General features: G+C 68.9%; 10 protein-coding genes and 1 pseudogene. 9 read left to right on the top strand and 2 right to left on the bottom strand.

Going from position 1 to position 12331, the window contains the following annotated elements:
* Positions 1–49: 49 nt before the first annotated feature.
* Together NP777_RS40550 and NP777_RS40545 are read left to right on the top strand one after the other, a co-directional pair.
* Positions 50–400 (top strand): hypothetical protein, encoded by a 351-nt coding sequence (locus NP777_RS40550; protein ID WP_256655194.1) that lies wholly within the window; start codon positions 50–52, stop codon positions 398–400.
* Positions 401–509: 109 nt separating this feature from the next.
* Positions 510–1496 carry an ArsR/SmtB family transcription factor gene (locus tag NP777_RS40545; protein WP_256655193.1) on the top strand — a complete coding sequence of 329 codons (987 nt, stop codon included), beginning with the start codon at positions 510–512 and terminating at the stop codon, positions 1494–1496.
* Between the two features lie 99 nt (positions 1497–1595).
* Here the strand turns inward: NP777_RS40545 and NP777_RS40540 are convergent, their stop codons facing one another.
* The gene (locus NP777_RS40540; protein WP_256655192.1) at positions 1596–2270 is read right to left on the bottom strand and encodes a response regulator; all 675 of its coding nucleotides are present in this window, start codon (positions 2268–2270) and stop codon (positions 1596–1598) included.
* Positions 2271–2537: 267 nt separating this feature from the next.
* On the opposite strand from NP777_RS40540, the gene lanKC reads away from it, so the two are divergent.
* From lanKC to NP777_RS40505, 7 genes are all read left to right on the top strand, one after another.
* Complete coding sequence (lanKC, locus tag NP777_RS40535) at positions 2538–5177, top strand: class III lanthionine synthetase LanKC (RefSeq protein WP_256655191.1); 2640 nt, start codon at positions 2538–2540, stop codon at positions 5175–5177.
* 59 nt (positions 5178–5236) lie between these two features.
* Positions 5237–5326 (top strand): class III lanthipeptide, encoded by a 90-nt coding sequence (locus NP777_RS40530; RefSeq protein WP_256655190.1) that lies wholly within the window; start codon positions 5237–5239, stop codon positions 5324–5326.
* A gap of 44 nt (positions 5327–5370) precedes the next feature.
* Positions 5371–5460 (top strand): class III lanthipeptide, encoded by a 90-nt coding sequence (locus tag NP777_RS40525; protein ID WP_256655189.1) that lies wholly within the window; start codon positions 5371–5373, stop codon positions 5458–5460.
* Between the two features lie 168 nt (positions 5461–5628).
* Positions 5629–7539 (top strand): FtsX-like permease family protein, encoded by a 1911-nt coding sequence (locus NP777_RS40520; protein WP_256655188.1) that lies wholly within the window; start codon positions 5629–5631, stop codon positions 7537–7539.
* A 10-nt stretch (positions 7540–7549) separates the two neighbouring features.
* Complete coding sequence (locus tag NP777_RS40515; protein WP_256655187.1) at positions 7550–8785, top strand: MFS transporter; 1236 nt, start codon at positions 7550–7552, stop codon at positions 8783–8785.
* Complete coding sequence (locus tag NP777_RS40510) at positions 8778–10928, top strand: prolyl oligopeptidase family serine peptidase (protein ID WP_256655186.1); 2151 nt, start codon at positions 8778–8780, stop codon at positions 10926–10928. The genes NP777_RS40515 and NP777_RS40510 overlap by 8 nt, the downstream gene beginning before the upstream one ends.
* Entirely contained in the window at positions 10925–11719 is a 795-nt protein-coding gene (locus tag NP777_RS40505) for an ABC transporter ATP-binding protein (protein WP_256655185.1), read from the top strand. The genes NP777_RS40510 and NP777_RS40505 overlap by 4 nt, the downstream gene beginning before the upstream one ends.
* Positions 11720–12120: 401 nt before the next feature.
* On the opposite strand, the pseudogene NP777_RS40500 reads toward NP777_RS40505, so the two are convergent.
* Positions 12121–12331: pseudogene (locus NP777_RS40500) on the bottom strand (hypothetical protein); the annotation flags it as partial.

The raw sequence follows: 12331 nt of genomic DNA, 5'->3' as shown, positions 1-12331 counted from the left end.
GAAAGCCTGACGCGCATGTCTGAATGTACGGGGGCGAATCGTCGGCGCAGTGGCGGTGATGGACATCGCGCCAGCCGTGGTGAACACCAGGGCGATGGACGCCCTGAACGCCGCTTCCCGAGATGACGGGCGGCGTTTCGACCGCACCAGCCCGCGGCTCTCCGTTGCTGTGGGCCGATGCGGCACCGTGCGGCTGGTGCCCGTACGCTTACCAGTCGCCTCGCAGGCCGCGGATATCAGTATGAGAGTGCCGGGACTCCACAGTGATTACCGTGTGAACGGCCACGGGCGCGACGGCGCCGCCGAGCGCATCAGCTTCGCGAGCTCTGCAACGGCCAGTCGGATCATTGTCACCTCCCCCGATGAGGGAGGCGTCAGTATCGGGAAGACGGGCAAATGACGTACGGATAGCGGACGCACAGCGCTTGTTGGAACCAATTACGGACCTGTATGCCAGTTGCCTACCTTTCCGTCGGCAGCTACTCACCTCATAAAGGAGTTGCGTCTCCATGTATCGAATCATCCTGTCCGTCGACGATCTGACTCGAATCCGGATTGCCGAGAGGCCACTCCCCATCATCGAGACGATCTTCGCTTTCGAAGCACTGAATGCAAAGAATGACATCGGATTCCAGGACTGGCGTCGGCGCGTGCGCGGGCAATTGATACAGCTCGGCCCAAGAGCGGACCGCATAGCGCGGCTGCCTCGCGTCGCAGGGGATTATGCCGAGTTATTGGATCACTGTATCAACACGGGGCGTTCGGACGTGACGCTCCGCGACGCTACGGTCGCACCAGAGGTGCGGCACCTGCTTGCCGCAGAAGACTTCTCCGCAATCGCCGTGGCACCGTACTGGGAACGGATCCGCGCCCATCTGGACGCTGCGCGCGAATTGATGCGGGACGTGATGTGGCGCGACGGTGTCGGCGCGCTGCTCAACGGACTTGGCCCCGGCATCAGATGGAATGCGCCCGCGCTGGAGATCTCGGGTGTGGGCGCGGGGGAACTCCGGCCGGGCGGGTGTGGCATCGTTCTGGCTCCTTCTCTGTTCCTGCAGCGTGCTGGGCATGTGGTGGGGGTCGACCCACGGGACCCGCAGAACGCTCCATTCCTGGTGTTTCCGGTCCGTCCGCGTCCGGAGGACCTTCCTGGTCTGCTCACGGCCGCCGACCTCACGCGCAAGGACTGCCGCCGTGCGGAGCCCGACCGCCTGGCCGCACTGGTGGGCCGGACGCGAGCTGCCGCCCTGCGGGAACTGCGGGAAGGCTGCAGCAACATCGAACTGGCCGAACGGCTCGGCGTGACCACCGCGGCAGTCAGCCAACACACCGCCATCCTGCGTGCGGCCGGCCTGATCCTCACCGAGCGCAAGCGCGGCCAGGCCGTCCACACGCTCACCCCCCTGGGGCGGCAGCTGCTACGGGGCGGCAGCGTGGTGGCACACCCGCCGCTGCCGACGGTGCGCTTCACCACCCGCCAGCCGACATCCGTGTGAGAGGGCCAGGCTGTCGCACCGGCATAAGCCGCTGATGTACTCGGCATGCCACTCATGGTGTCGCAGCGCGGAGCTCCACGGTATCGGCCGTTCGGCAGATCAGTCCGACTCCCCTGATGCGGACTGGTGCACCTCGTCCACCAGTCCGGACCCCCAGACCCATGCGGCGATCCCTACCCGGTTGCGCACATTCAGCTTCTTCTGCAGCCGAGCGAGATGGGTCTTGACCGTTCCTGCTGAGATGAAGAGTTCGGCCCCGATGTCAGAGTTGGTCAGTCCTTCCGCCACGAGCCTGGCCACCTCCTGTTCCCGCGGCGTCAGCGGTTCGCCGGGGCGGGGCACTGTTCGGCGCTCCTGCCGGAAACGGCTCAGCAGCCGCATGGTGATCTCAGGGCTGATCATCGCATCCCCGGCCGCCGCGGCCCGTACGGCTTCGACGAGGACGGCGGACCGGGACCGCTTGAGAAGGAAGCCACAGGCCCCTTCGCGCAGGGCGGTGTACACATACTCGTCCAGGTCGAATGTGGTGACCACCACCACCCGCACGGAGGGGAGGCTGCGGGTAATCTCGCACGTCAGTTGGAGACCGTCCATCTCCGGCATGCGAATGTCCGCCAGCAGCACATCAGGAGTCATGGAGCGGGCCGCCTGCAGTGCCGCAACTCCGTTGTCGGCCTCTCCGACGACCTGCAAGTCGGGTTGGGCGTCCAGAATCCGCCGGAATCCCATTCTTATGCTTGCCTGGTCGTCCGCCAGTATGATCCGTGTCGCCATGCGTTTTATGGTGCCACGCTCGCGCGAGTCCGGAGAGGCAGGCCATTTCAGCCAGCAGCCAGGCTATTTCGGCCAGTTCATGTCGGGGCGCACGGCGGGCCCCGGCAGGGCACACCTTCGGCACTCCGGACCGCCCTGGTGCCGAAGGTGTGCGGCACTACCCTCTTTACCAGGAACCGTCCTGGAGACGACCGTCCGGAACGGCAACCGGAGAGCAGCGATCCGATTAAGTTCCAGCTTTCCGCAGTTGCCAATCGACGGAGCTGCATGAAAGATCAGAACTTGTCACGAGAAAGCGATTTCTCGACTACCTGCTTATCGATGGTTCGGATTCCTCGTCGGCCGAGCGCCCAGGAGGGATGCCAAAGTCGAACAACGGGAGGGCGCATGGACCCCAGGTATGAGGCGTTTACCATCGCCGATTCCACGTGGTACGAACCGCTGGACCGTTGCGACGACCTGTCATCGCGGTTCTCGCTGGCTACCAGGGAAATTCCGGACGGCTGGAGCCGGGATCACCAGGGGGTATGGGAGTTCCTTTCCCCGGACGATACGACGGTACTGCCCGAGCAGGGTTGGAAGATCCATGTCAGCGCGACCCCGGCCACTGCCGAGGAGACGATCGAAGCCTCCTGGAAGATATGCCGGCGGCTTGCGCTGCCGTGGAAGTTCCTACGGAGCCGGCACATCGTCTCCGCGATGAATACCAAGTACGCCAACCGTGCGACGAGCGGTAAGACGGTCACCGTGTATCCACGGACCGCGGACGAACTGCGCCTCGCACTCGCGGAGCTCGATGGCGAGTTACACGGCCGCCCCGGTCCCTACGTGCTGTCCGACCACCGCTGGAACCAGGGCCCGGTCTCTGTGCGGTACGGAGCCTTCACCCTCTTGTGGTGCGAACTGCCGGATGGTACCCGTGTTCCTGCGCTGCGGGGGCCTGAGGGGCGCTTGGAACCGGACCATCGCCGACCGTTCTTCACCACGCCCGAATGGGCGGACGTACCGGATTTTCTCAAGCAGCGGCTGTCGTCGGGCGGCGGGGGACACGGTGAGGGAACGCTGGATGGTTACCGGGTCCGCAAGGCGCTGCACTTCTCCAACGCAGGAGGCATCTACCTGGCCGAGGACGCGCGGGGGCGGAATGTGGTCCTCAAGGAAGCCCGACCCCACGCGGGACTCGACGCGCAGGGCCGCGATGCGGTGGAGCGTCTGCGTAACGAGGAGTCAATGCTCAAGCACCTCGCCCACCTGCCCTTCGTGCCACGGATGTACCGTGCCTTCTCTGCCTGGGAGCACCACTACCTGGCGATGGAGTACGTCGAGGGCGAGACCATCAACGCCTGGCTGGGCCGCGAGTACCCCCTGACCCGGCACAGGCCCACGGCGGAAGCCCGTGCCGAGTTCGCCGCTCTCGCGGTCCGGAGGATGGAGCGGGTCGAGGAGTGCGTAGCGGCGATACACGAGACCGGAGTGGCGTTCGGAGACCTGCACCACCGCAATATCCTGGTCCGTCCCGATGGCACCGTCACGCTCATCGACTTCGAACTCGCCATGCCACTGGATTCCGTGCGTACGGCTGCGCTGGGGGCGCCCGGATTCACCGATCCGACGATCGCGGATCCGCGGGACGCGGATCTGTACGCCTTGGGATGCTGCCAACTCGCGGCGCTGGTCCCGCTCACCGTGCTGACGCATCGCAACCCGGCCGCGGTGTCGTCCCTCATAGAGCAGGCCACCGCGGCGTTCCCGTCACTGCCACCGGGGTTCGTCCGGAGGATGCTCGGGCGGCTCGCGCTTTCTCCCGCCCTGCGGCCCTTTCTTCCGGGCGCCGACGGCACCGCGTTGGCCATCCTTCCCGCACCGTCCGTGAGCGCCCTGCTGCACGGCATCGACCGCGCGGCCGCCCCGCACCGTACGGACCGCCTGTTCCCAGGTGACGTCTCGGGACATCGGCCCGGGACGTCGCTCGGTCTTGCGTACGGCACCCCCGGCGTATTGCTCGCACAGCGGGCAGCCGGTACCGCCCCTTCGGACGAACACGTGGACTGGCTCGTATCCGCCGCGCGACGGGCCCCCGTGGACGGGCCGAAAGGTCTCTACGACGGACTCGCCGGCACTGCATGGATGCTGCACAAGCTCGGTCATCCGGCGGCGGCCGACCTGGTCGACCGACTGCTTACCGCGCCGCTCCCGACTTCGCCCAGCTTGTTCGGCGGGCTCACCGGCATCGCCCATCTCTTATTGGACGTCGGGCTGAAGGACGAAGGTACCGGCCTGGCGGCGCGGGTCCGGGAGCGCATGGGGGAGCAAGGAGTGCTGGACCGTCCCGGCCTGATGCACGGTTGGTCGGGCCCCTCGGTGCTCTTCGCCCGCTGTGCCATGTCCACAGGTGATGTGGCGTGGGCCGAGGCCGCCGAGCAGGCGGTGCGCCATGACCTGCGCCACGCCAGAGAGCTGGACGGCATGCTGCAGATGCACAGCTCGAATCGGCTGCTGCCATACCTCGCCGAGGGCTCCGGAGGTGTCGCCCTGGCGGCCATGGCGCTACCCGCCGCCCAGGCCGCGAGCATCGGCTCCGACGCTCTCGTCGTCGGCGCTCTGCGGGCGGGAGCGGTCCAAGTCGTCGTACAGGGAGGGTTGTTCAATGGGCGGTCCGGACTCGCATACGTGCTCTCCCATGCCCTTGTGCGGCTACCTGACTGGCGAGGAGAGCTGGAGGCCCACCTCAGAGCCCTGGCTCTGCACCTCGCGCCGTTCGACGGCGCCCAGGTGCTGCACGGAGATCAACTGGTCCGTCTTTCGACGGACCTGGCGACCGGCTCCGCCGGCGCGATCATCGCGCTGAAAGCCGCACAGACCCCGGGGAGCCGCCTGCTCCCCGGTGTTCATCCGACTCACGGGTGAACCCCGGCCGGCCAGGCCGACGCACCGCCGGGACCACGCGTTGAAGGGAGGTGATCCGTATGCTGAATGTTCTCGCTCTGCAGGAGCTCGACGAGGAGACCGTCCTCGACGCCCCCATCAGCACCATCAGCATTGGTGGCTGCCACTGAACCACCCGGGGATCCAGTCGACGTGATGAAGGGAGGTGACTCGCATGCTGAATGTTCTCGCTCTGCAGGAGCTCGACGAGGAGACCGTCCTCGACGCCCCCATCAGCACCTTCAGCGCTGTGTCCTGCCACTGAGACACAGCCTCGTAGGGCAGTGACCCCTACGACACCCGCTTGGGGAAGCGAGTTCGGGGAGGCCACGATCAGGATGGCCTCCCCGGGCTCCATCCAGCCTACGCTCCCTGTGGAGGACAGAGAACCTTGCCTGCAGCGGCTCGCACCCTGTACCCCCCTGTCGGACCGATGCGCATGCGCCGCCTGTTCGCGTCCGAGTTGCGGACGTACCCCGGCAGAGTGGCAGGGGCGGCGCTCGCGTGCGCGATAACCGCGGCGGGTGTGGGCGCGTGCGCCCTGATGTTCACCGGGGTGAGCCTGCCGTCCTTCCCCGAGCACTCCGTCGCCGCCGATCAGGCCGGGGACGCCCGGGACCTGCTGTCCCTGCTGCTGTCCATGCTCCTGATGTGCGCGGTTGTGGTCATCGGATCGACCATCTCACTGTGGACGGGTCAACGGCTCGGCCAGTTCGCCGTGTTACGTGCCCTGGGAGTCACAGCGGGCAGACTGCGCGCAATGGTCGCCCTGGACGTGGTGAGCCTCGCGCTCGTATCGGCGGCGGTGGGCGCCGCCGTGGGTATGGTTCCGCTGGCCCGCGCTGGGAGGCGGCTGCTGGTGAAACGGCAGTTGTTCCCCGAGGCGGCAACACTGCCGGCGTCCGACCAGACGTGGTGGATCGCTATCGCTGTCTGTCTGACCACTGCCGGTGTGGGCGTGCTGGCCGCCTGGGCCAGTGTTCTGGCCGCGGGGCGGGTCAGCCCGGGGAGGCTGCTGAAGGACGCGGAGTTGTCCGTGGCCTCGTCCCGGAGCCGCGCGCGAGGGGCGACGGGCCTCTTCATGATCGGGGTGCTGTGTGCTCCCCTGCTGTTCGTCATGGCCTTCATGAACCTTCCCATGACGGTGCGTGGCGCCATGGCGCCAGGACTCGCCCTCGTCGTGATCCCCACGCTCGCCGTGCTCGCTCCGTGGATCGTGCCGGTTCTGGTCCGTCCCGCGTGCTGGACGATGTGTCTGCTGGACCGGCGCGTGGGCCGCATCGCGGCCGCCGGGTTACGGTCCACTCCCGCGCGTACGACGGCGATGGCGGTACCGGTGCTCCTGGCGGTCGGAATCGCCGCCTCCCTGCTGGGCACGGGCGCGACCATGGGGCGTGCGATCGACCGGCAGACCAGCGAAGGGTTGCGGGCCGACGCGGTGGTCACCGCCGAGCCGGGCACCCGCCTCCCTGTCACCCCCCGGACGTTCCCCGGAGGACGGGCCACGGCGCTCGTGGCGACGGAGGTGACCGCCCCGCCGACCTCCTACGACGACCAGCCTGCCGCCACCCGCGCCTGGGGGGTGGACGGAGCGCCGCTGGCCGAGGTCGTGGACCTCAAGGTGCGGGAGGGCCGGCTCTCCGCCCTGCGCGATGGAACCTTCGCGGCCGGAGCCATGCAGGCCGAGGGGCACCACTGGCGCATCGGCCAGAAAGTGCGGCTCACCCTCGCGGACGGCGCACGCCGGACGCTGACGCTCGCCGCCGTCTACGAACGCGACCTGGCCTTCCCGGAGTTTGTGATCCCGCGTGCCACCGCGCTCGGCCACACCCCGTCCCCGTACGCGGACCAAACCCTGCTCACCGGCCAGACTCGGTCCTGGCCCCCTCAACGGGGTCAGAAGTTCGCCTCGCGGACCGAGTACCTGGCCGACTTCAACCCCCGTAACCCGGCGGACGACCTGGCCTCCCGTCTGATCGTGGCCGTCGTCGCGGGCTATGCGCTGCTGGCCGCCGCGAACACGTGCTCACTCGCTCAGCGTGACCGCCGTGCTCAGCGCGCCCATCTGCGGGCCCTCGGCCTGAGCAGGTTCCAGATGCTGCGTTGCGTCCTTTACGAGGCGTTCGGCGCGACTGCCGTGGGCGTGGGCCTGGCGGCCATCACAGCCGTGGCCTGTCTCGTTCCACTGTCCATCGTGCTGGGGGCCGGAGCGGTGCCCGGCTTCGACGTCCCCTGGACGGTCGGGGTACTGGCCGCCGCCGCCCTCGCGGTCGCCGTGCCGTCCGTGATGACGGCACATCCCTTGTCAGGTGTCCAGGAACAGTTCGCGAGGCGAACCACATGAGGCAGGCCGCATGAAGAAGAGGTTCGGCAGACTTTTCTGGTTCCTGTACTGCGGTGAGTCGGCCTCCGCCATCGGGACGGCCGCCTCGGTCATCGCCCTGCCCGTGGTCGCCCTCGACCACAGCGGAGACGTGCGTCAGGCGGGATTCATCAGCACCGCACTGTCCTTCGGAATCGTGCTGGCGCGGCTGCCCGCCGGGGTCCTCGCGGACCGGTACGAACGCCGCACGCTACTTCTGACCTGCAACACCATCGGCGCGTTCGTGCTCGGAGCACTCGCCGTCCTGGAAGCGACCGACGCCACCGGGACAAGCGCTCTTCTCGTCGCCGCGTTTCTGCTGGGCTCGGTCGGCAGCACACTCGCTCCCGCGGAGAACGTGGCCGTACGCAACTTCGTCGACGCCGACCTCGTGCCCCGGGCACTGGCACTGATCCAGAGCCGCGCGGCTGTCGCGATGATCGCGGGTCCACTGGCGGGCGGTGTCCTGCTCAAGGTCGATGCCGCCTGGGTGTTCGCCGCCGATGCCGGCACGTACCTGGTGGCGGTGTGGTGTGTCGCCCTGCTGCCGGCGGGCGCCGGTACCACGAGCGACCAGCAACCCCCTGTGAAGGCCGCGGTCGCAGGGCTCCGCTTCCTGTGGCGCTCTCCGTTCCTGCGCTACGGGGCGCTCAACGCGACCGTACTCAACCTGGTCTTCAACGGACTCCTGATCGTCATCATCGCCTCGGCCGAGGATTCAGGAGCGGGCGATCTCGGCGTCGGTGTACAGACCGCGGCCCTGGGGGCCGGCGCACTGGTTGGCTCTCTCGCCGCGGCGCCGGTGGCACGGCATCTGCCGCCAGGGCCGGGCATCGCCGGTTCCACGGCTGTCGTCGCCGGGGCACTGCTCGGGTTCGCGACAATCCGCACCACCTGGGCCACCACCCTCCTGCTGGCTCTGGCCGCGGCGGCCGGGCCCGTGATCGCCGTGGTCATCTCCGCCACACAGATGCGTATCACTCCCCCGTATCTCCAAGGCCGGGTGCACAGCGGCAGTGGCTTCCTCTCGCAGGCCATCGCCCCCCTCGGACCGGTCCTGGCCGGGGCGAGCGCGCACACCTTCGGTCTCACGCCCACCGTGGCCTGCGCCGCTGCCGCTGTCGTCCTGCTCGCCATCGGCGGGGCCTTCGTCGCGGCCCGGCACGGGACACCGCGCGACGAGGTCCGGACAGCCGAAGCGGGACGTGTGGAGGTACGGCGTGGCTGACCGCGTATCGACAACTCACCATCGGACACCGGATCGGGACACCGAACGCGCACCTGACCCGTACCGCTGGCTGGAGGACCGGTCCTCCCCGCGTACCCGCTCATGGCTGGCGTCCCAGGAGGCACTGCTGCACCGGCGCAGCCGACAGCAGAAGGCAGCGGAGAGGGCATGGGAACACTGTCTGGCCGACATCGAAGCCGCCTCGGCGGGCCGGTTGCTCTCCCCTCCCGCCGAGGCAGGAGGGACGATCTTCCGGCATGAACTCACCGCTGAGGGTGGTGAGCGGTTGACCGCCTCGGTGGCCGATGGCCGCGACCGGGTGCTGCTGGACACCGGTGGCGGTTCGTCGGTCAACCGCCTGGCGGGCTGGCAGCCCAACCCCATGGGTCGGGTGGTCGTCGCGCAACTCCATCACGGCGGGCACGAGAACGGCGGTCTTCTCGTCGTCCCGGTCGACGCCACGGAGGAACCACGGCGACTCCCTGACGCCGCACCGCACACCGGCGTGGCGTTCATCGGCCAGACACTGCTGTACGCCTCGGGCACCCGCACTGAACACACCCTGCGCGCACACCATCTCCGCGACGGCAGGAACCGCACCGTGGGGCTCCCCGTCGTGGGGGCGGCACGGCTGTCCCTCCACGCCGGTCCCCGAGGACACGTACTGCTGCGGACCCGGACCCCCGACGCGTCCGGGACACGCTGGTGGTACACGCGCTGGACCGGCCAGGACACTCCCGACTGGCAACAGCTCCCGCTCGAAGACCTGCGCATCACCGCCCTCGCCCTGGGCACCGGACGGCTGTACATCGCCGGCGAGGCTCTCGCCCTGTCCGCACTGGACCTCACCTGCGCCGCTCAGGGGCGCGTGACGCACCCCGTCCCGTTCGAGTCCGCACCGGTTGACTCCCCGGCATGGCAGGCGGCCACTGGGACGGAAAACATCCGTGCGCTGCGCGTCATGGGGCCGGACACGGAGCCCCGACTCGCTGTACTCAGCCAGTCCGGTACTACCCGCCGACTCGAAGTCCGGCGCATCGCCACGGACGGCGAGGTGACCGACATGCCGGCCGCCCCCGTGAAGCCGAACGCCCGCGATGGCGAGCCCTTCGGCTTCACCTGGTCCGCCCGGCTGCGCCTCGGCCCGACGACCTACGACCGCACGGGACAACCCGGCAGCGCCTGCTGGATCCTCGCCGACGACCCCCAGTACGGAGCGTTCGGCCACCGCGTCAGCGCGGCGGCCCCGGCGATACCGACGGCTCGCCGTTCGGCCCTGCGCACCGTGACCGCCACCAGTCGCGACGGCACCTCCGTCCCCGTCACGGTCTGCGACCCGTCATCCGGAACCCGGCAGGGGCCGGCTCCCACCTTGATCACGGTCTACGGCGGTTTCGGCGTGCCCCTGGAACCCTCCTGGGACCCGATCTTCGCCGCATGGCTCGCCGCGGGCGGACGTATCGCCTGGGTCCACGCCCGGGGAGGTGGCGAGTACGGCCCCGGCTGGGCAGCGGCGGGGCGCGGGGCAGGGAAGTCCGACACCGTCGATGACCTGTGCGCGGCGGGCAGGGCACTCCAGGAACTGGGCGAGGCGGGCCCCGGACAACTCGCCGCGCTCGCCGCCAGCAATGGAGGTCTCGTCGTGTCGGCCGCCCTGGTGCGCATACCCCGGCTCTTCTCCGCCGTGGCCTGCGCGGCGCCACTGACGGACATGGCTCGCTACGACCAGGGCGGCCTGGGAAAACTGTGGCTCGAGGAGTACGGGGATCCCGCCGTCCCCGACTCGCTGCGATCCCTGATGACGTATTCCCCGTACCACCATGTGCACGACGGCGACAGCTACCCGGCCACCCTTTTCATCACAGGCGGCAACGATGCCCGGGTGCGCCCCTGGCACGCCTGGAAACTCTGTGCCGCCTTGCAGGACGCCACGTCCGGCAGCGCGCCCATCCTGCTCGACCACCGGGAGGACACTGGTCACTACGGACGCGCCCCGGACGAGGCCCGGACCCTGGGCGCCCACGTCCTCGCGCTGCTGGCCGCGCACACCGGTCTCTCCGTCAGCCACCGCTCCGAGGCACCCCCTCTGCCGTGCTCCGGACAGTCTCCCGCGCCCGCACCGGCCACGAGGAGCGCCACATGACCTCGGCCCACTCCCGCCACGAGACCGGGTATCCGCCACACGGGCTCCCGCCTGCCGCGGCCGCCGTTGATCTCACCAAGGTCCACTGCGGCGGCGCCGGCGAGGTAACGGCGCTCGACCACGTCACGGTCTCGTTCCACAAAGGCCAGTTCACCGCCATCATGGGCCCCTCGGGCTCGGGCAAGTCCACGCTCATGCAGTGCCTCGCCGGGCTCGACTCTCCCACTTCCGGGTCGGTGCGCATCGGCGACCAGGAACTGTCCCGGCTCTCGGACCGGCAGTTGACCCAGCTGCGCAGGGAGCGGATCGGATTCGTCTTCCAGGCGTTCCACCTCCTGCCCACGCTGACCGTGGCCGAGAACATCACCCTTCCCCTGGTCATCGCCGGTCGACGTCCCGCCCCGGAATGGCTGGACCAGGTCATCACCGCACTCGGTCTCACCCAACGGCTCACCCACCGCCCCGGTCAGCTGTCCGGAGGGCAGCAGCAGCGTGTTGCCTGCGCACGAGCGCTCGCCGGCCGCCCGCAGATCATCTTCGCGGACGAGCCGACGGGCAATCTGGACTCCCGTTCGGGCGCCGAAGTCCTGTCGCTTCTCACCCAGTTGGTAAGGCACATGGGGCAGACCATCGTCATGGTCACGCACGACCCGGTCGCCGCGACCTACGCGGATCGTGTGGTATTCCTGGCCGACGGTCGCATCGTCGACGAGATCCGGCAGCCCGACACGGATCAGGTACTGGAGCGCATGAAGCAGTTCGACCTCCCGGGCGGGGCCCCAGGTCGCTGACCCGTGGCCAGGCTCTCGTGGGCCGATCGTGCGGTGCTCTCCGCTCTCGCACGGCACCTGCCGCCCGGTCGTCCGTCGTTGCCAGAAGAGTCGCGCTCATCCAGCGCCTCGCGCGAGAGAATCCGACCTGGGCGTACGTCAGAATCCAAGGGAGCTCCGACGGCTCGGTCATAGAGTTGCCGCCGCCGCAATCCGGCGCGTTCTACGCCGCTTCGGTCTGCCGCCCGCACCACAGCGCGCAAGCCACGTGAACGTCGCGTTCGCCGAACGATGGATACGCACAGCGCGCTCCATAGGAAACACCCAGCTCAGCAGCCTGATCAGATCCGGCAGGTGTGGTCTGCCCGCCCGCGTCATTGCGATATCGCGGGCGGGCAGATCACCTGACTTTCCGTGTTGTCTCAGTGTTGCCCGGCGCGACGCTTCCGGGTCGCGAACGCGGCTGCCGCGCCCGCACCGGCCAGCAGGGCACTGAGGGAGACGATCTTCAGCAGGCCGGACGTACCCGTGTTGGCCAGCGAGCCACCGCCGCCGCTGGTCCCCGAGCCGCCGCTGGTCCCCGAGCCTCCGCCCGTTCCGGAGCCTCCGCTGGTCCCCGAGCCTCCGCCTGTG

The organism is Streptomyces rugosispiralis, assembly GCF_024505145.1.
Classification (GTDB): Bacteria; Actinomycetota; Actinomycetes; order Streptomycetales; family Streptomycetaceae; genus Streptomyces; species Streptomyces rugosispiralis.
Note: the sequence above shows the minus strand (reverse complement) of the source record. Positions and strands in the feature narration are given on the sequence as shown.